Genomic DNA, 20,558 nt, shown 5'->3' with positions numbered 1-20,558 from the left:
AAGATCATGAAAATAATAATGAGAAAGGCGCGGATACAAGGATTGTGGTGCCTATTAGGGTTAATGTTATTGGGATGTTCTTCTGCGGATAATGAAATGGCCGGGGGAAACCTGCAAGCCGTCAATCATACCGTGCATGCTATTAACTGGATGTCGTTCAACGGTTATCGGGCTCACGGTGGTGGCGGCAGTGTCTGTTGCATCATCATGCCTACCAAATGGCGCCCTGGCTTGAAAGCCCATATCGAGTGGGAGGTCGACCCAGAGCCATATGCTTATTCAAAATGGCCCCGATTAGGGACCGATGGCTATCGAGCCGCACAAGCTAAACATAAAGCTAACTATCAACACCACAGCACCACCGTGGAGATTCCAGAGTGGCCAGGTACTGAATCTTGTGGTTTGAAAGTTCATTTTTTTGTGTGTAATCAGATCAAAGTCACAACTCTTCCTGCTGGGGTTATGGTTCACCGAATAATCCAATTAAAGAACCTCTTGATATGAAGGAGCCAGCCGTATGTCCAAAGTGAGCAATAATTCAAAAACTAAAGCATGGGGGGCACCGCATTTTCCGGAGAGTGGCCGCTTACCTACCAATACATCAATGGTAGCCGCCAACCACCGAAAGCAAACTTACGAGGAAGACCTTTTTTGTCGAGTGACCGACTCCAGAGGTCAAAAGCGATATTTTGAATGCTGCCATAGCCTGCATATCAGCTTGTTTTCTACGATGCCAATGATAACGAGAAGCATGATGCCAAGAACAGTTGACCTATTAATGTCGCCAGGCATGTTTCATGCTTCGAATGGTTTGCGCGATCAGAGCAATCAGCAAGGAAATGGCTAGTGATGCAAATGATAATAAGAAAAATCATACGGCAAGGCTTGCTTACCTTATTGGGATTAGCATTGTTCGGATGTTCTTCAGCCGATAACGAAATGGCCGGGGGGAATCTGCAAGCCGTCAATCATACCGTGCATGCTATTAACTGGATGTCGGTCAATGGTTATCGGGCCGACGGAGGGGGAGGGAGTTCGTGCTGCATCATCATGCCTGCCAAGTGGCGCCCTGGCTTGAAAGCCCATATCGAGTGGGAGGTCGACCCAGAGCCATATGCTTATTCAAAATGGCCCCGATTAGGGACCGATGGGTATCGAGTCGCACAAGCTAAACATAAAGCTAACTACCAGCATCACAGTACCACCGTGGAGATACCAGAGTGGCCAGGAACGAAGCGATGTGGTTTGAAGGTGCACTTTTTGGTTTGTAACCAAGTCAAGGTTACGAGTTCGTGCTGGGCATTTAATTCAGAGCACTACCCGATTAAAGAACCCTCACAAATGAAGGAGCCAGCCGTATGTCGGAAGTGAACAGTAATTCAAAAGCTAAAGCGTGGGGGGCACCGCATTTTCCGGAGAGTGGTCGTTTACCTACCAATATATCAATGGTAACCGATAACTACGACAAGCAAACCTACGAGGAAGACCTTTTTCGCCGAGGGACTAACTCCAGAGGGCAAAGACGGTATTCTGAGTGCTGCCATAGCCTGCATATTAGCTTGTTCTTCGATGGCACCAATAATAACGAAAAGCAAGATACCAAGGACGGTCACCCCACTAATATCGCCAAGCTGTTTCATGCTTCGTTACGTGGTAAGGGCGCGCAAGACGATGGGTATTTTTCATATTATATGCCCGGTGTCGGCACGCCATTTCCTGAAATTGGCGAGCTGGATTACAGCGATGGCGGGCTGCAATTTGCTACCGGAGGTGAGGATCGGATCAACTGGGCGTTGGTGCAGGTAGCCAGCGCGTTATCTTATGCTCTGAACAATGAAACCGAAATTGATGACAGCGTTGCCAAGGCGAAAGTCGAAGCCATGAGCACCTGGAGGGCACCGCTGATGAGTGCCATGGGCCAGGGTAATCGGCGGCGGACGATGAACGGGCTGTTAGCACCCTTGCAGGTTCGAACGGAATGGGCCCAGCCTCGCGTACTGGGGGTCAAGCTGTTTGTGTATGGTTTCTCCCGAGGAGCAGCCGAAGCTCGCACCTTTGTCACGTGGTTGAGCCAATTGTTCGACACCCCTGTCGGGGCGGAGCTACCCGCTCAAACGCTGATTGGCTTGCCGATCAGCGTCGAGTTTCTCGGGATACTGGATACCGTGGCCTCGGTGGGCATTGCCCATGTGGCGCCTTTTTTCTCCGGGCATATGGATTGGGCCGACGACACCCAGTTGCTGCCGGATGCGCGGCGCTTCCCGAAATTTATCAAGCGCTGCTCGCACTTTGTCGCCGCCTTTGAACAACGCTCCTGCTTCCCCTTGGAATCGATCCGTAACGAGGACGGTCGATACCCGGACAACAGCTATGAAGTGCTGTACCCCGGTGTTCACTCCGATGTTGGCGGTGGCTACCCAAAAAATGACCAAGGCAAGGCCCGTGGCGGCACCCATGAACTGGTGTCGCAGATCGTCCTGCACGATCTGTATGCCGCCGCCTTTGCTGCTGGCGCTCCGTTGCAGGTCCCCGAGGAAGTGTTACCGCGGACGCTGCTTTCTCAGAAGTCATGGCGTGTCATGTCTGAGGCAACTAACACTGATTTCGATATCGATGTGCTTGTAGTCGAACGCTTCAACGCCTGGCGAAGCAAAACCCTACCGGTAATCACCGCCGACCAGCCCGTCAATCATCCCGCTTGTGAGTACACCCCGCTGCTTCTGGGCACCACGGTGGAAGACGGTATGGCCGATCAATTGGGCTGGATCACCGGCTGGCGCATTGGTCGCTATGCCAATGATGCCAAAACCGATAACGACAGCTACCAGCGCCAGCCGTTCTTTATCGAGGCCACTGAATTCACCGCCGAGAGGAGCAGTCAGGAGAAAAAGAATGACGAGGACTTACGAGCCGCCGTCCTGGCTGCGCGCCTGACCAATCCTCAGCATCCCGGACCGCCGGTGTATGAAGCACAAATCGATCAGACCCAACTGAGCCAGGCCGCCGCTGAATTCAAATCCGATTACACCGGGCAAAAGCGCGAGCAGACCAGTTGGCAGGGTGGGGTACTCGATGTGGTGTTGCGCGACACGGCCTATCTGCTCAATGCGAACGATGAGCGCAAAGACCACGAAACCCTCAGAGCAGAGGGCAAGCGGCGCAGTGAGCAACTGTTCCGCGACGCCCACGGGACACCCAGTACCGATGCCGAAATGGCCTTGCTGGTGGCGTTGTTCGACGACCATATACACGACTCGCGGGCCTGGTTTATGCACGACAAACTGAGGTCGAGGGAGTTGTGGGCCGGTTATTTCTTTTACCGCATGATCTATTTCGGGAATGAAAACAGCCGCGATCTGTCGCCGGTGGTGGTGGCCGGGCGTCTATTGGGCGTGGCGATGATTGCCGGGGCCACGGCGTATGGCATCAGGCGCGGTAAAGTGCTGGGAGGGATTGGCGGGCTGGCGGCGGGCATCGGCGCGGCGACCATCGGCTATCAGGTGATCGATAAGGTCACTGGCAAGGTGGTGCCCTTTCTGCCTGACGCCGAGCAGTTGCTTAAGCCCACCGGCCATATCGGCCAGGTGGTGGTCGAGCAGAAACGCCAGATCGCGCTGGACGACTATAGACAGCGCATCGAGCAGACCAGTGCCATGTTACGCAAGGAAGGCACCTTGGTCGAACAGGTCAAGGCGGTGCTGCCATGATGCCCCTGGTTCGTCTCGGTGATCCGTTGCGGCCCTTTGGCGGTGAGGTTTTGGCGGGACACTACGAAGCTTTCGGTAAGCCGGTGGCCTGTGTGGATGATCCGGTGCGCTGCAACCTACATGGCCTGACGCACATTATCGAGGGTGCCTCGGGATCAACCATAGATGGCAAGCCGGTGGCGCTGGACGGCCATCGTTGCGCCTGTGGTTGCCAGTTGGTCAGCACCCTGGCGGCCACTTCGATGATGGTCGCGCCATGATTGGAAATTGGAGTGGCGGTGCCTCATGGCAACAGTTAAGGATGTGGGCAAGGGATCTTTGATACGCGTGGGGTTGGGCTATCTGCTGATCATCACGCTGTTGGTGCTGCTCGGTGGCCTGTTGTATAGCTTGGGCGGCAGTTATATGGGTTGGCCGAACATGGCGCTCAAGCCATTGCTGCTGTGGGGCCTGGCGGTGTGGTTCGCGCTCTGCTGGTTCTGCCCGGTCATTTTGCTGGCCTGGGATCGTCTGGCGTTTCGTCAGGCGCGGCAAGTCGTTGAGTCGGTGGGACAGTCAGTCGCCCTTGAGAAACATCTCCCGCGCCAGCCCGTGGCGCTGCATCTTTTCATTGAAGGTCCGGCGTGGCAGTTGCAGCTCTTCGAGCACCGCCTTGACATCGCCCTTGTGGCGAGCCAGCGCCGAACGCAGGCATTGTGCTTCGAAGGCCTCTTGCTGTGCGGCCAGGGACTGGCCCGAGTCGATGCCTTCCGGTTCCGGTTCACCCAGGCCGAGCACCGAGCGCTCGGCGGCATTGGCCAGTTCCCGGACGTTGCCGGGCCAGTCATGGCTCAGCAGCCGGCTCAACTGTGGCCCGCTCAGCGCCGTCGTTGTGCGTCCCAGGCGCTCGGCCGCGCCTCGGGCGAAGTGTTCGAACAGCAACGGAATGTCCTCGCGCCGCTCGCGCAGCGGCGGCAGGCGCAACTCGGCCACCGTCAATCGATACGCCAGATCCTCGCGAAAGCGCCCGGCGCGGGCCTCCTCCAGCAGGTCGGGCTTGGTCGCGGCGACGATGCGCAGGTCGACATGGATGCTCCGGTTGGAGCCCAGGCGTTCGAGCTTCTGCTCCTGCAGGACCCGTAGCAATTTCACCTGCTGGGCCAGCGGCATGCTTTCGATCTCGTCGAGAAACAGCGTACCGCCGTCGGCGTATTCCAGCTTGCCGATACGCCTGCCTTGAGCACCGGTAAAGGCCCCGCTTTCATGGCCGAACAACTCGGTCTCGAACAACGGCTCGGGAATCGCCGCGCAGTTGAGGGCTACGAAAGGCTTGGCAGCGCGCGGGCCGAAATCATGCAAGCAGCGGGCAATCAGTTCCTTGCCACTGCCGGTCTCGCCACGGATCAGCACATTGACTGGCAACGGCGCCAGCTCCAGTACTTGGCGCCGCAGGGTTTGCAGGCTGCGAGAAACCCCGAGCAGGCTGGCATCCAGTCGCGAGCGGCTGTCGGCCTGTTCATGCAGGCGACGGTTTTCCAGGACTAACCGACGCTTTTCCAGGGCCCGTCCGAGGCTGCTAAGCAACGCTTCGGGACTAAAGGGTTTTTCCAGGAAGTCGTAGGCACCGTCGCGCATGGCTTCGACCGCCATCTTCACATCGCCATGGCCGGTCAACAGGATCACCGGCAGGTCGGCATCGAGGATTCGCACCCGCTCCAGCAGTTCCAGGCCATCGACGCCCGGCATGCGCACGTCGCTGATGATGACGCCGGGGAAATCCGCCGGCAACCGGGCCAGGCACTCCTCGGCGCGGCTGAAGACCTGGACCGCAAAACCCGACAGGCTCAGCCATTGCTCCACGGCACTGCGAATGCTGGCTTCGTCATCGACCACCATCACCGCGTTCAACATGGGTTTTGTACCTCCAGGGCGATCGGCAGGGCCAGGGTGAAAACGGCGCCGCCTGCTTGGTTGTCGACGCTCAGGCGGCCGCCCAGTTCATGGACAATGGCATAAGATACCGCGAGCCCCAGCCCCAGGCCTTCCCCTACCGGCTTGGTGGTAAAGAACGGGTCGAAGACCTTGGCCAGGTGCTCCTCGGCAATCCCGCCGCCGCTGTCGCTGACGGTCAGCAACCATAACAGTTGGTCGGCCTCGATACGGATTGCCAGGCGCTTGAAGGGTTTGTCGTGCATGGCGTCGAGGGCGTTGCGCAGCAGGTTGATCAGCACCTGTTCCAGGCGAATCGCATCGCCGCGAACCCAGGCCGGACGGGTCAGGTGCAGCTGCGTACTGACGTTGTCCTCGCGCAGGCGCGGATCGAGCAATTGCAGCGACTGGTCGACCACGCCCGCCAGGTCCAAGGGTTCGCGCAGGCCGCTGGGGCTTTGCCGGGCGTAGGTCTTCAGGTGCCCGGTCAAGGCTGCCATGCGGGCCAGCAGTTGATCCAGGGGTTCCAGGGCCTGATAGGCGGCCTCGATCCGTCCGTGATCCAGCAGCAGACGCAAGGTTGCCAATTGCATGCGCTGGGCGGTCAATGGTTGGTTGATCTCATGGGCCAGGGCTGCGGACATCTGCCCCAGCGCCGCCAGCTTAGCTGATTGCACCAGGCCATCCTGGGCCGTGCGCAGGTCGCGGGTGCGCTCTTCTACCAGGCGCTCCAGCTCTTCGCGGCCGCGTTGGCGCAAACGAGCCAGGCGCCAGCGCTGGTTGAGGAACAGCCCGAGAAACACCAGGGCCAGCCATAGGCCGGCACCGGCCAAGCCGGCGTTACGGCGTTCCTCGACAGCGAGTTGCGGTTGGCGCAACAGGTGCAGGGTCCAGTGTTCGGTGTCCAGTGGCAGTGATTCCCAGAGCAGCTCGGCAGGGCCGTTGGGGGTATCGACTCGGGTCAGATAACTGTTGTCGCCGAAGACTCGTAGGGTCCGGTGTTCGATGGGGCTCAGGGCCTGCTTGTCGTATTGGCGGGTACGGCCGATTTCACTGCGATCACCGTCCGACAACGGTCGCAGCAGGCGATAACGCCAGCCTGGCTGGTTGGCGATAAACACGATGTCGCGGGCATCGCTGACCAGCAAGGTGTCGTTGCCTTTGCTCCACTCGCGCTCGATCTCGGGGAATTCCAGCTTCACCACCATGGCGCCGATAAATTCGCCGCTGTCGTTAAACACTGCGCTGGAGAGGAAATAGCCGGGAATCCCGCTGGTCACCCCGACCGCGTAGAAATGCCCGCTGCCTTCGCTACGGGTCTGATTGAAGTAGGGGCGAAAGCCGTAATAGTGGCCGACATAACTGGTGGGCAGGCGCCAGTTGCTGGCGGCCACCGACAGGCCGTTGCGATCGAGCAGTTGCAGAGTCGAGGAACCTGCGGCGCCGTTAATCCGTTCCAACTGGCGGTTGAGTGCGTCTTGCCGCTGCGGGCTGATCGGACCGTCGAGGGCTTCGCGCAGCTTGGCGTCCAGGGCCAGTACGGCAGGCAGGGCTCGGTAGCGTTCGATCAGGGTGTGCAGGGCATTGGCGTACAGCGTCAGTTGCGCATGCCCGCGTGTGGCATCGTCCACCAGGGCCTGTTGTCCGGCACGGTGCACGGCCCAGCCGGCGGCCAGCGCGGTACCCGCAAGAATCAGCAGGGTATGGAGTGCCAGACGCAGGGAACGGGGGATCGACGGCATGCGGGCAACAACGGGTTAGGGAGGGGTCGCAACGATAACACGCCGGTTGCCGTGTTGACTTGACGGGCAACGGCGCCTCTTGTGGCGAGCGAAATTCTTAACGGATTGGCACTAAGACAAGCCCCCTGGCATAAGGGGGCCTGAACCAAACCTACAACAACTCGAAGCTCTGTTGCGTCACATCCTGGGAGTCCAGGCCGATCTGCACATTGAACTTGCCCGGCTCCGCAGCGTACTTGAGCGCGGTGTTGTAGAACTTCAGGTCGTTCTCCTCGATGGTGAAGCGAATGACTTTCTCTTCGCCGGCCTTGAGCATCACTTTCTGGAAGTTCTTCAGCTCCTTGACCGGCCGGATCATGGAACCGGCGACGTCCTGGATATATAGCTGTACCACCGTCTCGCCGTCACGCTGGCCGATGTTCTTGAGCATGACGCTGGCATCGAGCTTGCCACCCTTGTTCAGCGTGGTCGAGGACAAGGCCATGTTGCTCAGGCTAAAGTCGGTGTAGCTCAGACCATAGCCGAAGGGGTACAGCGGGGCGTTGTTTTCCTCAAAGTATTGCGAGGTGTAGTTGGCCAGCTTGCCTGCCATAAATGGGCGGCCCAAGCGAAGGTGATTGTAGTAAGAGGGAATTTGCCCTACCGATCGAGGGAAGGTGACTGGTAGTTTGCCGGAAGGGTTATAGTCGCCAAACAGCACATCGGCGATGGCATTGCCACCTTCGGTCCCGCTGTACCAGGTTTCCAGCACGGCGTCGGCTTGCTCTTGCTCTTCTGCGATGGACAGTGGTCGCCCATTCATCAGGACCAGAACCAATGGCTTTTGGGTCGCTTTCAACGCTTTGATCAACGCTCGTTGATCCCCGGGAAGGTCCAGGCTGACCCGGCTGGAAGACTCATGGGACATGCCACGGGCTTCCCCCACCACCGCGATGACGACATCTGCCGCCTGTGCGACTTTCACCGCTTCCTCGATCATTTGCGCACTCGGGCGCGGATCAATTTCGACTTCCGGTCGATCGAAAATAATGTGGTTCAGGTAGCCCGCGACTTTTGGGTCATTGGTCAGGTTCGCGCCACGGGCATAGGGCAGCGTGGCTTGATCGCCCAGCGCGTTGCGCAGACCCTCGTATAAGGTGACCGCCTGAGAGGGGAAACCCGCGCCCGACCAACTACCCATCATATCGATCTGGCTTTTGGCCAAAGGACCGACAATGGCAATGTTGCCCTGTTTTTTGAGTGGTAGCGTTTCTCCCCGGTTTTTCAGCAACACCAGGGTTTTGCGCGCTACATCGCGAGCCTCGGCGCGGTGGAGGCGATTTTCGGCACGAGAATCGGAGTCGTCCGGTCCTTTTCCCAGGCGCCGATAAGGATCGGCGAACAGACCCAGATCGTACTTGGTCGCCAATACTTCACGCACAGCGTTATCGAGGTCCTGTTGGGAAATGTCCCCGGACTTGAGCAGGCCTGGCAGTTCGCTGCCATACACGCTGTCGTTCATGCTCATGTCGATACCGGCCTTGATGGCCAGCTTGGCGGCTTCGCGGTTGTCGCTGGCAACGCCGTGCTTGACCAACTCTACGATCGCACCATGATCGCTGACGGTAACTCCCTTGAAGCCCCAGTCCTTGCGCAGTAAGTCCTGCATCAACCAGGTATTGGCGGTGGCGGGTATGCCGTTGATTGAGTTGAGCGCGACCATGATGCCCCCGGCACCGGCATCCACGGCAGCCCGATAAGGCGGCAAATAATCCTGATACATGCGCACCGGACTCATATCGACGATGTTGTAATCACGGCCTCCTTCAACAGCACCATAGAGGGCAAAGTGCTTGACACTGGCCATGATGCTGTCCGGGGCGCTGACGGTTGTGCCTTGCAGGCCATTGACCATGACTTTGGCAATGCGTGATACCAAATAGGTGTCTTCACCAAAGCCCTCTGAAGTGCGTCCCCAGCGAGGATCGCGGGAGACATCCACCATTGGGGCGAACGTCATGTCCAGGCCATCGGCGCTGGCTTCCTTTGCCGCGATGCGCGCACTCAGGCCAATTGCGTTCATATCCCAACTGGAGGCGAGCGCCAGGCTGATAGGGAAAATTGTCCGGTGGCCGTGAATCACGTCAAAGGCGAAGAATATGGGGATCTTCAAGCGGCTTCGTTGTGCGGCGTCCTGCATGGGACGATTCTCTGCACGTGTCACGGAGTTGAAGGTAGCGCCTATGCGTCCAGCGGCAATTTCTTCCTTGATCTTTTCATGGGGCATCTCGGGACCGATACTGATCAAGCGCAACTGGCCGATCTTTTCCTCAAGGGTCATTTGCTTCATCAGGTGGGCGATGAAGGCGTCCTTTTGTGCGATGGGGGGAGGCGTTGTGTCAGCTACAACCTGGAGACTGGCCAGGCCGACAGCGAGGCCCAGCAAACACAATTTCTTCATGAATGATTATCTCAAGGCTCGATACGGCTTGGTGTTCGGGTACCGTTCGGGTTATTTAGTTATTAGGAGCGACTGTTTTCGTGCCAATGCATTGCGCACACGTTTTTGAACGGTTGTTCGCGCCGGGCAGCTTTTAGCTGATTGGCTTCATACATTTCAGTGGCAGCGGCGGATTATGCCTGAATCCTGGGCGCGAAAATTCCTAGGAATTCTCTCTATTTATTGTTTTAAGGAGCGTTTTGAGCATGCACGCACAACCGAGCTTGCGTTCGAGCTGGAGATTTGCCCTCTTGGCCTTGTTCGCCATGTTGCTGGCCGGTTGCGGCATCAACAATATTCCCACCTACGACGAACAGGTGAAGGCCAACTGGGCCCAGGTGCAGAACCAGTATCAGCGGCGGGCCGACCTGATCCCGAACCTGGTGGAAACGGTCAAGGGCTATGCCAAACAGGAACAGGAAACCCTGACTGCGGTGATCGAGGCGCGTTCCAGGGCCACGTCGATCCAGGTCGATGCCAGCACGTTGGACAATCCCGAGAAGCTCAAGCAGTACCAGCAAGCCCAGGGTCAACTGAGCGGCGCTCTCAGCCGGCTGATGGTGGTCTCGGAGCGTTACCCTGAGCTGAAATCGAACCAGAACTTCCTCGCCCTGCAGTCGCAACTCGAAGGCACGGAAAACCGCATCAGCGTGGCGCGACGTGACTTTATCCTCAGCGTGGAGAAGTACAACACTGAGATCCGTACCTTTCCCGGTCGTCTCTGGCACGGCCTGATGTACAGCGACTTGCCGCTACGCCAAAGCTTCGAAGCGAGCGCCCAGGATGCCGATAAAGCGCCGCAGGTGAAGTTCTGATCACTCGCCGCACCGCGCCGCGTGGGTGTGTGGCAAGACTTATCCCGGCATCGTCACGGACGAGGTAGGCATGCGTATTTTCCGAGGTGGCCTGTGGCTGTTGCTTTGCACGCTGGCACTGACGGCCAGGGCCGATTTACGGTTTCCCGAACTGACCGGGCGGGTGGTGGACAATGCCCAGATGATCGAGGCGTCGGTGCGCGAGACTCTCGACCGGCAACTGCAGGTCCATGAACAGGTCACGGGTGAGCAGGTAGTGGTGGTCACGTTGCCTAACCTGCAAGGCACCACCATCGAAGACTATGGCTACCAGCTGGGGCGTTATTGGCGGATCGGTCAGCGGGAACGCAACAACGGCGCACTGCTGATCGTGGCCCGGGACGAGCGCAAAGTGCGCATTGAAGTAGGCTATGGCCTGGAGGATCGCCTGACCGATGCCCAGTCCGCTTTGATCATCAACCAATTGATCGTGCCGCAGTTCAGGCGCGGCCATGTTTCCAGCGGAATCAGTGCCGGGGTCGGCGCGATACTTGATGTCCTTGGCGGTTCCCCCGAAGAGAAAAACCAGTCGGCGCAGGAGTTCGGTTCACGACACCCGGTGTTGATCGGCTTGCTGATGCTTCTTGTCGTGCTGATCTGCGTGATCATGCAACTGATGGGGCATGGCCCCAGGAGTGGCGGTGCAGGAGGACTCGGCGGTGGGGGAGGTGGACGCCCCGGTGGTGGTTTCAGCGGTGGTGGCGGCAGTTTCGGTGGCGGTGGAGCATCGGGCGGTTGGTAATCCCTAATAACCAGAGAGCATGCACAACCATGGCCTTACTCAGTGAATACGAACAGCGGCAGGTTGCCGAGGCGATTGCGCGGGTCGAGCGGCAGACCGATGCGGAGCTGGTGACGGTGCTGGCCAGTCGCGCCGACGACTACGCCTATATTCCGCTGCTATGGGCAAGCCTGTTGGCGTTGCTGGTGCCGGGGATGGTCAATTTTGTCTTCGGTTGGCTCAACAGTCATACCCTGCTAGCGGTGCAATGGAGCAGCTTTATCTTGCTGTGCTTGCTGTTTCGCGTCCCGTCGATCACCAGTCGGTTGATCCCCCGCTCGGTGCGGCACTGGCGGGCATCGGGCCTGGCGCGACGGCAGTTTCTCGAACAGAACCTGCACCATACCGTTGGCGGTACCGGCATGCTGATCTTTGTCAGCGAGGCCGAGCGTTATGTGGAAATCCTGGTGGACGAGGGGATTTCCCGACGGCTGGACAATAGCACCTGGGAGCCCATCGTCAAGGCTTTCACCGAGCAGGTCAGGCAGGGCCAGACCTTGGTGGGTTTTGTCAACTGCATCCAGTCCTGCGGCGAACTGCTCAAGACCCATGTACCGGTGACCCAGGTGCGCAACGAGCTGCCTAACCGCCTGGTGGTGCTGGGTTGATTCCTTGGGGGGTGGTGTGTTGCGCGGAGCCGGGTCGGAGTAGGGTCGAAGGACTCATCCAGCGAGGTACCGGCAGGCTGTAAGGTCGTGGCTCGCGGTAGCGGATGACCACCTCGTGCCAGTGTGCGACACCGGCGATATAGTCCTGCAGGCGCTGCGCGTAGCTGAGGATCAACTGGCGTCCCTCGGCATCCAATGCGAACTCCTCGAAGAGCACCGGCAGCTCCACGGCGACGATATGTTCGAACTGGCGGATGCGCGCATCTCTGAGCCGCCCCACGCAATCCATCGCCGGTTGCAGGTCAAGGTCGAGGAACTGCTGGAGAATCAGCACAAAATTGTTCAGCTCGCCTTCGACTTCGATTTCCTTGCGATAAGAGATGATGTCATTGGTCAGGGTGACGCTGTCGACGGTGCAATGGATCAATTGGCGTAGCGGGCTGCTCTGGAAGATCGCCTCGCCGAGGTCGGGTCCTTGGGCCAGCAGGCTCAAGTAGGACAGCCCGGTGGTCAGGTCGCCGCCGAAGGTGCGTCGACGCATCTCGATATAGTCGATGGGGTCGGGCAGGCGCAGGTTGAACTGATTATCCAGCTCCCATAACCAGCTTTCGAGCATTTCCACCACGTAGCGGCGCAGCTCTCCGGTCAGGTAGGTCGACATACTCGGCGCGCTGAGCGACCAGAGGCTGAGCAAGCCGGCCTCCAACGGGTTGCCGGCCTGCAAAGGTTCCATACCCGCAAGCGGCATGCAGCGGAACAAACGCTTGACCTGGGCCGTGGCGCCCGCCAGGTCGCGATTGCGCCCGAAGACCGCCGGAAAGTAATCGTCGGCGTAGGTGCCCCAGTTGAGCCAGCGCCCGGCCATGTCCACTTCCGCAAACGGGGCATCGGGACACATCATTGCGCCGCACAGGACAGTGTCGGCGGCGTCGAAGCAGCGCTCGTCCCAGACGCCCAGCCCTGCACGCGTATAAATGATACCGACCTGCCTGGCCCATTCCCGTGAACTCCGGCGCGCGCTTTCCAGGTGCGGGCTACAGCGGATCTCGAATGGCATATAGAGCGTCGGCAATTGAAACGGCTTGACGGTCTTGCGTAGCGTCTCCAGGCTGCGCCTGGGCATAGTTCCGCGCCTGGCATGCCCAGGCAGACGTGCCGCGCTGGTGCCCAGGCCCGATGGTTTGCCGGGGCTGAGTCCCGAACGCTGCGCCTTCATGTAGCGGCTGGAGCGCATATGCCAGGCGTGCCCACCGGACTGCCAATCGACCAGACCCTTGGTATAGATCAGCGCATCCGCGCGCTCCGCCTGGCCCAGGCCGAGGTCGTCGAACAGTCGAGGCAGGTCCAGCACTGCGGTCTTCTCGAAGTGGCGCAGGCGCGAAGTCAGCAAGTCATTAGTGATCTGCGCAGCCGTTTGCGTGTCGATGTCCAGGAAGCGCTCCGCCACCAGTACGCAGTTCGACAGTTCGCCTTCTTCCTGGACTTCGCGCTGGTAGGAGAACAGATCGTTGCGCAGGTGTACGCCGTCGGCGAAGGTATCGCGCAGCACTTGCATCGTGCGGGTTTCGGCGATCCGTGGCGACACCGGTGTGCGGTTGGCATGCTCCACCAAGGTGGCCGACCAGGGCGCGCCGCCGACCTTGCGGCGCATTTCCAGGTACTCGATGGGATTGGCGATCCGCCCTTCGCTGATATTCATCAGCTCCCACATCGAAGCCTCCAGCAGGTCGTGGGTATGTTCGCGGAAACGCCGTATCCAGTCCTCGGGCATGCCCGGCAGGGTGCGCGGCCAGAGGTCGGCGAGCCCGCGCTCGACACCATTGACCGGCAACGGCGGGGTGCCGTCGGCCTCGGCGGGCATGAATTGCGCCAGGCGGTCGAGATGCCGGCGGGCGGCCACGCTGTCACGGTTGCGCTTGAAGGCTTCGAGGAAGTAGTCGTCGAAGAAGAACACCCAGACATACCAGTCGGTGATCAGCTCCAACTCGCGGCTGTCGCAGTCCGGATGGGTATAGGCGCACATCGCCGGGTAGTCATGGGCATCCAGGGCGGCCAGGTCCCAGATGATCGGCCCGTCGGCCACGGCTGGGCTGTCGAGCATGCCCATCTGTCGGGCCCAGGCGCGCGTATGCCGTTGGGCGCTGGCGGCATGGGGGTTGAACCGGGCCCCGTAGGGCATGTAGAACTCGGGCAGTGCGAAGGGCTGCATCGGCGGATTCCTGCTCTGAAGAGGACGAGAGGGCCTGAGTCAGTCGGCGTAGTGCCCGACCTCGACCCCTTCGAGTACACCCAACGCATCAGGCAGGAGCACAGCCGCCGAGTAGTACGCCGTGACCAGGTAGGCGATCTGTGCGCTGTCGTTGATACCCATGAAACGGACCGACAGGCTCGGCTGGTATTCATCCGGCAAGCCGGTCTGGTGCAGACCAATGACACCGCCGTTGTCTTCCCCGGTGCGGACCGCGAGGATCGAGGTGGTCGTCTTCACGCCGTCCGACATTTTGGTGCAAGGCAGCAACGGTACGCCGCGCCAGCCTGGGACACGGTGCCCTTCGAGCTCGAGGCTGTCCAGGCTCAAGCCACGACGACTGCATTCGCGGCCGAAGGCGGCGATGGCCTGGGGCGAGGCCAACAGGAAATGAGTCTGTCGACGTCGACACAGCAGTTCATCCAGGTCATCGGGTGTCGGCGGTCCGCTGCGGGTGGTCAGGCGCTGAGACTCGGCGACATTGTGTAACAGGCCGAAGTCGTGGTTATGCAGCAGTTCGCGTTCCTGGCGCTCACGGAGCGCCTCAATGACCAGCCGCAGTTGTTGTTCGGTCTGGTTCATCGGGTCGTTGTAGAGGTCGGCTACCCGCACCGGAATCTGCAGGATGGTCTGGGTCGAGCTGAGGGCGTATTCCCGTGGTTGCGGGTCGTAGTCGGCGAAGGTCCGGGGCAGGGCCTTGCCTTCGGCTGGATCGGAGGCGAGGTCGATCAGTGCCTCGGCATATGGGTTGGTCGGGCCCTCGTGGTCGGCGAGTATCCGACGCCGGGTGACCCGATAGACGCCCCCGCTCGCCTGGACCCAGGGCAGTCGGTTCAACAGCCAGCGGGTGGTGGTCTCCTGGCTTTGCGGAATCGATTTGGTAGTGGTCGACAGAGTGCGCGCGGCGGCGCTGCTCAACGATGCAGTGGTTTGAACTGTTTTGCTCATGACGGGCACCTGATCAGTTTTTTTAAAAAAACCACTCAGTCAGCATACTTTCTGCTAGGGGAAATGCCGCGTCTGAAACCTGCGTAACCCTTGCTGCTTCTGAGATCGCTATCGGTTAGGTGGGCGAAAGTCATGAAGCGCCGGGCATCCATGACCAGAAGCTCCTAATTCTAGTCGGTTCTGCGAAACGTCAAGTCATTGCGGAGCATCAAGGCCGGGGAACCCGATGAATGACGAAATAAGCCCGTGCCTCGGCGTCGCATCCCGCCTAACATATCGCGCATTCTTTCTGTCCAGATTCCGCGCGCCCGAGGCGCTTTTTTATGTCAGCTACTGCAAGCCCCAGCCGGTCCGTGCCGAACCACCACGCCCAGTTTATCGAGTTGCTCGAAACCAGCCTGGCGCAGAACGCGTTTATCAAGTTGGTACTGGCCAAATACGTGGGCGCCGAAGCGGACCTGCAGCGGTTGATCATCAAGCAACTGACGGTCAAGGACCAGCCGTGCCTGTCCTTTGTCTACCGCTACAAGACCCGCGATATCACCAAGAACCTTTCTCTGGCCGACGGTGTGGCGGTTGTCGCCGGGCTGCTAGCGGTTTCATTCAAGAACGCCCACCTGCTGTCGCTGACCGATGAAGTGCAGCTCGAATACAGTAAGAAAGGCAAAAGCAGCTTGTTCAAGGGCAAGGCCCAGCAAGCGCGGGAGATACCTTGCGGCGAACATAACCGTGAGAAGAACCGCTATCTGGAGCTCAGCCGCCCCTTCCTCACCGACCTTGGCGTGACCAACCGGCAGCACGAGTTGATCCCGACCATGTCGCGCAAATGGAAGCAGATCAACAAGTTCATCGAAGTCTTTTCCCATGCCCTGGGCAGCTCACCGATAAGGCTGGACCAGCCGATACGGGTGGCGGATTTTGGTTCGGGCAAAGGCTACCTGACCTTCGCCATCCATGACTACTTGTGCGACACCTTGCAGGCCGAAGGGCAGGTGACCGGTGTCGAGTTGCGCGAAGAGATGGTGTCGCTATGTAATGCCGCTGCCGCACGACTGGATCATCCGGGCCTGCTATTTAAGTGCGGCGATGTGCGCAGTGTGGCACCGAGCGAGCTGGAGGTGATGATCGCCTTGCATGCCTGTGATATTGCCACCGACTATGCGATCCATACCGGCATCCGTTCCGGTGCGGCGATCATCATGTGCTCACCCTGCTGCCACAAACAGATTCGCCTGCAGATTCAAAGCCCGGCGTTGCTCAAGCCGATGCTGCAATACGGCCTGCACCTGGGGCAGCAGGCGGAGATGCTCACCGATAGCCTGCGGGCACTGTTCCTCGAGGCCTGCGGCTACGAGACCAAGGTCTTCGAATTCATCTCCCTTGAGCACACCAACAAGAACAAGATGATCCTCGCGGTCAAGCGGGCCGAACCGCGGGAGCTGGCGCCGCTGCTGGCGAAAATCGAGGAGCTCAAGGCATTCTACGCCATCCGGGAGCACTGCCTGGAAACCTTGCTGCGAGCCGATGGCTACTTGAGTTGAATCCCCGGCGGCAAGCTGCCCGGATGCGCCGGGCGGACGCTGGTCTTGCGCCCGAGAATCACGGTGTTGATCACGCCCCCAGCAAACAGCCAGGTGATCGGCTCGACGTGTTCGCCGAAGAACAGCGCCGAAAAGCCGATGGTGAAGAAAATCTGCAGTAGCTGGATCTGGCTGACTCTGGCGATACCACCGAGTGCGAGTCCGGCGTACCAGGCAAAAAAGCCGAGGAACTGCGAGAACATCGCCACGTAGCCGAAGGCCCACCAGGTCTTGCCGGAAATAGCCCCCTGATGTTGCCAGGCCAGGTACAGTACCGGGCCGATCAACACCGGTGTCGACAACACCAAGGCCCAGCAGATCACCTGCCAGCCACCCATCTCCCGGGCCAGGCGCCCGCCCTCGGCATAACCGAGGCCGCCGACGACAATCGCGCCAAGCATCAACAGATCGCCGGCCTGGATACTCCCGGCACCGCTGATCAATGCATATCCCAGCACCAGCGCACTGCCCGCGGCGGCGCAGGCCCAGAAGGCCCGTGACGGTCGTTCGTGGGACAGCCAGGCCGCATACAACGCCACGCACAAGGGCTGCAGGCCATTGACCAGGGCGCCATGGGAGGCCGGCAGGGTCTGCATGGCCCAGGCCGAGAGCACCGGAAAGCCCAGGATCACTCCGGCGATCACCCGCCACAAGCCCTTGAACTGGCTCCAGCTAGGCCACTTTTCCTGTCGCCACAGCAGCAGGGCGGCTGCCGGAACGGCCGCGACCAGAGCGCGACCGAGGCCATTGAGCAGCGGGTTGATTTCCTGCACCACGATACGGGTGAAGGGCAGGGTCAGGCTGAAGATCACCACACCCAGTAGGCCAAGCAGCATGCCGGTGTTTTCGCGGGAGGACATAAGTATTGGGCCGGAAATCAGGGATACAGGACCCTCATCTAGCCATAAAGACGCGGCGACGCGCTGTTACAGCTGGGCAATAAATGGTCCGTACAGTTTTTCGTTCCGGCGCTCCGGGCTGGCTGACAGCTAGCAGCTTGTCGGCGCGACCACCAGGTCAACGTCGATCCAATTCAATCGCCGTCATGCTCGTGGTGCAGGCGAACGCCACGGATTTGCTGGTGTTTCAGGGGCATGGCTCAGAAGAACCGCGTCAGGCTGACCTTGAGGTTACGCCCCTCGCTGTAGGCGCGGTCGCCGCTCAGTTCTGGGCGGTAGTTGCGGTTCATCAGGTTATCCACCATGACGTTGATCTCGGTGCCCTTCAGGTAGCGTTGCCGTGGTTTCCACTGGGCGAACAGGCTTTGTACCACCTAGCTGTCGTTCGCGTACTGGTCGTAGAAGGTGTCGCCGAAATTGCTACCTGGGCCGCTGCTGTACTTGTCGCTGGGCAGGCGATCGGTCTTGCGCACATAGATTCCCTGCCAGCCGACTCGCGCATCCAGGCTCGGAATCTTGGTGCCTAGCATCACCACCCATTTAGCCGGTGGAATGTCCCGTGCCCAGACCGATGATCCCCACGGGTTGGTGTAGGGGTTGTCGCGCTTGCCCGTGAGATAGGTGTAGGACAACTGACCGAACACATGATCGGAGTCATAGTAGCTTTCGACCTCGAAGCCCTTGATGGTCATGCCGCCGATGTTGCGGTAGTTGGACATCGCGCCCGACGGACAGGCGTTGCCGAGGGTGCCGCCATTGATCGCCTGGTTCTCGCAGCCCACACCCGTGGCTTTGAAGATCTCGTCCTCGATCCGGTTGTGCAGGAAGGTGCTGCGCACCATCAGGTCGTCGTTGCCCGACAGCAGTTTGGAGAAATGGCTGATGGTGCCCAAACGCAACGCGGTGATGCGTTCGGGGTCGAGGTCGACACTGGTGGCGGTACGGCTGCCCAGTCCCTGGACTTCGTATTGTTCATCGATGACCGGGGCGCGCCAGGTCTTGCTGTAGTTGGCGAACAGGCCCTGGGTCGGCGTCACTCGCCAAAAGGCTGCCAGGCGTGGCGACCAACCGGCGTAGGTGCGGTCGCTGTAGTCGTGGCCGATGGCCGGGTCGGGGTTGGAGTAGTAAGGTGCATCGTTGGCCTCGCCTCGGTTGCGCACGTGGTCATAACGCAGGGACGGCGTCAGCGTGAAGTCCCCCAGGGTCACGGCATCCTCGATAAAGAAGGCATTGGCGTCGACCTTGCCGTGGGGCATGAAGGCTGGCTGGAAATGCCCATAGTTGTACATCGGAGTCTCGTAGGCGGTGCCAGGCATCCACATCTCGGTTTCGCGGGCATGCCTGCGGATCTGCACGCCGGCGGTCAGGGCGTGTTGCAGCACGCCGGTATCGAACAGGCTGGTGTTCTTGATCTCCAGCTCGCGGTCCTTGTAGGCGGTGTCCATCTTGCGTCCGCCGGTGGACAGTTGGTAGTACGCGGTGGCGTCGCGCTCGTCGGTCTGGTCGGTATTGGACTCGGAATATTTCACCTGCAGGTCCACCCACGGGTTGTCCGAGGGCTTGTATTGGTACTTACCCGACCAGGTGGTATCGACGGTATCGCGATCGGCGAGGAGGCGCTTGAGGGCACCTTCGTAACCGTATCGCGCGATGTTCGAGGCGCTGGGGGGCGTCGGATAGCTCTGTGACGAAAACGGCGCCCAACGCTCGCTGTGGGAGCGCGAGTAGGAGAGCTTGAGGCTCTGCTCGTCAGTGATGTTCAGGTTCAGCTTGAGCAGCATCGCGTCCAGGTCCTGGGCGCTGTTGGGCAGGCGCTTGGGATTGATCGGATAGCGGTTGTCGGGATCGGGTGGGGTGGCGGCCAGTTTCATGTCGCCGCCGTCACGCTGAGTCAGGAACACCAAGGCATCGGCCCGGCCGTCATCGGTCCGGCCGTAGGCGGTGGCGCTGTAGGTCTGTTCATGGTTGTTGCTGGCGTAGCCGTACTTGACCATGGCGCCGCTGTTGCGGCCCTTTTCCAGCAGGTCGGGAGCATCCTTGGTTTCCATGTGTACCGTGCCGCCGAAGCCTCCGTTGCCGGTCTGCGGCGAGTGCGGGCCTTTTTCCACTTCGATGCTTTTGATCAGCTCAGGTTCGATGAAAATGGTGCCTTGCTGATAGCGTTCGAAGCTGCTTTTGGTGGCGCCATCGACGGTCAATGGCACATCTTCGGCATCGCCCAGACCCCAGATATTGATAGTTTGGCCACCGGGCTTCATCGAGCCGCCCATGCTGACGCCGGGTAAGGTGCCGAGCAGCGCGGGAATGTTGCTAGGCTGGTTGCGCTCGATATCGTCCTGGGTCAGGGTCGAGCGACCGACGGTGCTGGCGCTGACCTCCTTACCGTCGCCGAGGATGCTCACCGCGCCCAACTGGATCGCACTGTTGCGGGGAGCGGCTTCGGGCTCGATCTCGATCTCGATCTTGCGGACCACGAAGGTGTTGCCGACCCGAATCAATTTGAACCCGCCGTTGCCGAGCAGCAGGGTAACGGCTTGCTGCGCGGTGAACCGACCCTCCAGTGCACGGGCCTGGGTGTTGCGTAACTGCTCCTCGTCGAACAGCAACTGGATGTGGGTTTTCTGCGCGACTTCGCTCAGTGATGTCGCCAGCGACTGAGCCGGCAGATTCAGCATCACTGAGTCGGCTGCCATGGCCTTGAGGCTGACGGTCAGGCAGGTGGCCATCAGCGTTGGACGGGAACAGGTGTGAAATAGCTCATGAGCGGCGCGAAACATTCAATCTCCCAATGTGGCCAGAAAGAC

14 protein-coding genes and 2 pseudogenes are annotated in these 20,558 nt (G+C 59.8%); 9 read left to right on the top strand and 7 right to left on the bottom strand.

Going from position 1 to position 20,558, the window contains the following annotated elements:
- Positions 1–6: 6 nt before the first annotated feature.
- The 5 genes and pseudogenes from tli1a (BMX68_RS03725) to BMX68_RS03710 all read left to right on the top strand — a co-directional run bounded on the left by tli1a (BMX68_RS03725) (position 7) and on the right by BMX68_RS03710 (position 3,967).
- Positions 7–530: pseudogene (gene tli1a, locus BMX68_RS03725) on the top strand (Tli1a family immunity protein).
- Entirely contained in the window at positions 518–847 is a 330-nt protein-coding gene (locus BMX68_RS25305; RefSeq protein WP_143063232.1) for a hypothetical protein, read from the top strand. The pseudogene tli1a (BMX68_RS03725) and the gene BMX68_RS25305 overlap by 13 nt, the downstream one beginning before the upstream one ends.
- A 2-nt stretch (positions 848–849) precedes the next feature.
- Positions 850–1,371, top strand: a complete 522-nt coding sequence (gene tli1a / locus BMX68_RS03720; protein WP_074861873.1) for a Tli1a family immunity protein — start codon at positions 850–852, stop codon at positions 1,369–1,371.
- Positions 1,359–3,707, top strand: a complete 2,349-nt coding sequence (locus BMX68_RS03715) for a T6SS phospholipase effector Tle1-like catalytic domain-containing protein (RefSeq protein WP_074861870.1) — start codon at positions 1,359–1,361, stop codon at positions 3,705–3,707. The genes tli1a (BMX68_RS03720) and BMX68_RS03715 overlap by 13 nt, the downstream gene beginning before the upstream one ends.
- Positions 3,704–3,967: a PAAR domain-containing protein gene (locus tag BMX68_RS03710; RefSeq protein ID WP_060782875.1), complete on the top strand. Its 264-nt coding sequence runs from the start codon at positions 3,704–3,706 to the stop codon at positions 3,965–3,967. The genes BMX68_RS03715 and BMX68_RS03710 overlap by 4 nt, the downstream gene beginning before the upstream one ends.
- A 295-nt stretch (positions 3,968–4,262) precedes the next feature.
- Here BMX68_RS03710 and mifR read toward each other — a convergent pair whose 3' ends face one another.
- The 3 genes from mifR to bglX all read right to left on the bottom strand — a co-directional run bounded on the left by mifR (position 4,263) and on the right by bglX (position 9,797).
- Positions 4,263–5,597 carry a sigma-54-dependent transcriptional regulator gene (mifR, locus tag BMX68_RS03700; protein WP_060782876.1) on the bottom strand — a complete coding sequence of 445 codons (1,335 nt, stop codon included), beginning with the start codon at positions 5,595–5,597 and terminating at the stop codon, positions 4,263–4,265.
- Positions 5,591–7,357 (bottom strand): sensor histidine kinase, encoded by a 1,767-nt coding sequence (locus BMX68_RS03695; protein WP_074861867.1) that lies wholly within the window; start codon positions 7,355–7,357, stop codon positions 5,591–5,593. Before BMX68_RS03695 ends, mifR begins: the two co-directional genes overlap by 7 nt.
- A 151-nt stretch (positions 7,358–7,508) precedes the next feature.
- Positions 7,509–9,797: a beta-glucosidase BglX gene (bglX, locus tag BMX68_RS03690; protein WP_017131943.1), complete on the bottom strand. Its 2,289-nt coding sequence runs from the start codon at positions 9,795–9,797 to the stop codon at positions 7,509–7,511.
- Between the two features lie 245 nt (positions 9,798–10,042).
- Between bglX and BMX68_RS03685 the strand changes: the two genes are divergently transcribed.
- The 3 genes from BMX68_RS03685 to BMX68_RS03675 all read left to right on the top strand — a co-directional run bounded on the left by BMX68_RS03685 (position 10,043) and on the right by BMX68_RS03675 (position 12,079).
- A complete protein-coding gene (locus BMX68_RS03685; protein WP_017131944.1) occupies positions 10,043–10,651 on the top strand; it encodes a LemA family protein in 609 nt (202 codons plus the stop codon).
- Positions 10,652–10,721: 70 nt separating this feature from the next.
- Complete coding sequence (locus tag BMX68_RS26585) at positions 10,722–11,432, top strand: TPM domain-containing protein (protein WP_017131945.1); 711 nt, start codon at positions 10,722–10,724, stop codon at positions 11,430–11,432.
- Positions 11,433–11,461: 29 nt separating this feature from the next.
- Positions 11,462–12,079, top strand: coding sequence for a TPM domain-containing protein (locus BMX68_RS03675; RefSeq protein WP_017131946.1), 618 nt, complete (start codon positions 11,462–11,464; stop codon positions 12,077–12,079).
- Here the strand turns inward: BMX68_RS03675 and BMX68_RS03670 are convergent.
- Positions 12,054–14,288 carry a terpene synthase family protein gene (locus BMX68_RS03670; protein WP_017131947.1) on the bottom strand — a complete coding sequence of 745 codons (2,235 nt, stop codon included), beginning with the start codon at positions 14,286–14,288 and terminating at the stop codon, positions 12,054–12,056. The two genes, BMX68_RS03675 and BMX68_RS03670, sit on opposite strands and share 26 nt — an antisense overlap.
- 39 nt (positions 14,289–14,327) lie before the next feature.
- Complete coding sequence (locus tag BMX68_RS03665) at positions 14,328–15,275, bottom strand: family 2B encapsulin nanocompartment shell protein (RefSeq protein ID WP_017131948.1); 948 nt, start codon at positions 15,273–15,275, stop codon at positions 14,328–14,330.
- Between the two features lie 323 nt (positions 15,276–15,598).
- On the opposite strand from BMX68_RS03665, the gene BMX68_RS03660 reads away from it, so the two are divergent.
- Complete coding sequence (locus BMX68_RS03660; protein ID WP_017131949.1) at positions 15,599–16,816, top strand: class I SAM-dependent methyltransferase; 1,218 nt, start codon at positions 15,599–15,601, stop codon at positions 16,814–16,816.
- Here the strand turns inward: BMX68_RS03660 and BMX68_RS03655 are convergent.
- Positions 16,804–17,715: a DMT family transporter gene (locus BMX68_RS03655; RefSeq protein ID WP_017131950.1), complete on the bottom strand. Its 912-nt coding sequence runs from the start codon at positions 17,713–17,715 to the stop codon at positions 16,804–16,806. The two genes, BMX68_RS03660 and BMX68_RS03655, sit on opposite strands and share 13 nt — an antisense overlap.
- Positions 17,716–17,954: 239 nt before the next feature.
- Positions 17,955–20,531, bottom strand: a pseudogene (locus tag BMX68_RS03650) (TonB-dependent receptor).
- Between the last annotated feature and the right edge of the window lie 27 nt (positions 20,532–20,558).

The sequence above is a fragment of the Pseudomonas agarici genome, from assembly GCF_900109755.1.
GTDB lineage: Bacteria > Pseudomonadota > Gammaproteobacteria > Pseudomonadales > Pseudomonadaceae > Aquipseudomonas > Aquipseudomonas agarici.
The sequence above is the reverse complement of the archived record's forward strand: the minus strand, read 5'-3'. Positions and strand labels throughout refer to the sequence as shown.

Excerpts from the sequence above, each read along its gene's own strand:
- BMX68_RS25305 (WP_143063232.1), top strand. The coding sequence starts at position 518 with ATGTCCAAAGTGAGCAATAATTCAAAAACTAAAGCATGGGGGGCACCG.
- tli1a (WP_074861873.1), top strand. The coding sequence starts at position 850 with ATGCAAATGATAATAAGAAAAATCATACGGCAAGGCTTGCTTACCTTA.
- BMX68_RS03715 (WP_074861870.1), top strand. The coding sequence starts at position 1,359 with ATGTCGGAAGTGAACAGTAATTCAAAAGCTAAAGCGTGGGGGGCACCG.
- BMX68_RS03710 (WP_060782875.1), top strand. The coding sequence starts at position 3,704 with ATGATGCCCCTGGTTCGTCTCGGTGATCCGTTGCGGCCCTTTGGCGGT.
- mifR (WP_060782876.1), bottom strand. The coding sequence starts at position 5,597 with ATGTTGAACGCGGTGATGGTGGTCGATGACGAAGCCAGCATTCGCAGT.
- BMX68_RS03695 (WP_074861867.1), bottom strand. The coding sequence starts at position 7,357 with ATGCCGTCGATCCCCCGTTCCCTGCGTCTGGCACTCCATACCCTGCTG.
- bglX (WP_017131943.1), bottom strand. The coding sequence starts at position 9,797 with ATGAAGAAATTGTGTTTGCTGGGCCTCGCTGTCGGCCTGGCCAGTCTC.
- BMX68_RS03685 (WP_017131944.1), top strand. The coding sequence starts at position 10,043 with ATGCACGCACAACCGAGCTTGCGTTCGAGCTGGAGATTTGCCCTCTTG.
- BMX68_RS26585 (WP_017131945.1), top strand. The coding sequence starts at position 10,722 with ATGCGTATTTTCCGAGGTGGCCTGTGGCTGTTGCTTTGCACGCTGGCA.
- BMX68_RS03675 (WP_017131946.1), top strand. The coding sequence starts at position 11,462 with ATGGCCTTACTCAGTGAATACGAACAGCGGCAGGTTGCCGAGGCGATT.
- BMX68_RS03670 (WP_017131947.1), bottom strand. The coding sequence starts at position 14,288 with ATGCAGCCCTTCGCACTGCCCGAGTTCTACATGCCCTACGGGGCCCGG.
- BMX68_RS03665 (WP_017131948.1), bottom strand. The coding sequence starts at position 15,275 with ATGAGCAAAACAGTTCAAACCACTGCATCGTTGAGCAGCGCCGCCGCG.
- BMX68_RS03660 (WP_017131949.1), top strand. The coding sequence starts at position 15,599 with ATGTCAGCTACTGCAAGCCCCAGCCGGTCCGTGCCGAACCACCACGCC.
- BMX68_RS03655 (WP_017131950.1), bottom strand. The coding sequence starts at position 17,715 with ATGTCCTCCCGCGAAAACACCGGCATGCTGCTTGGCCTACTGGGTGTG.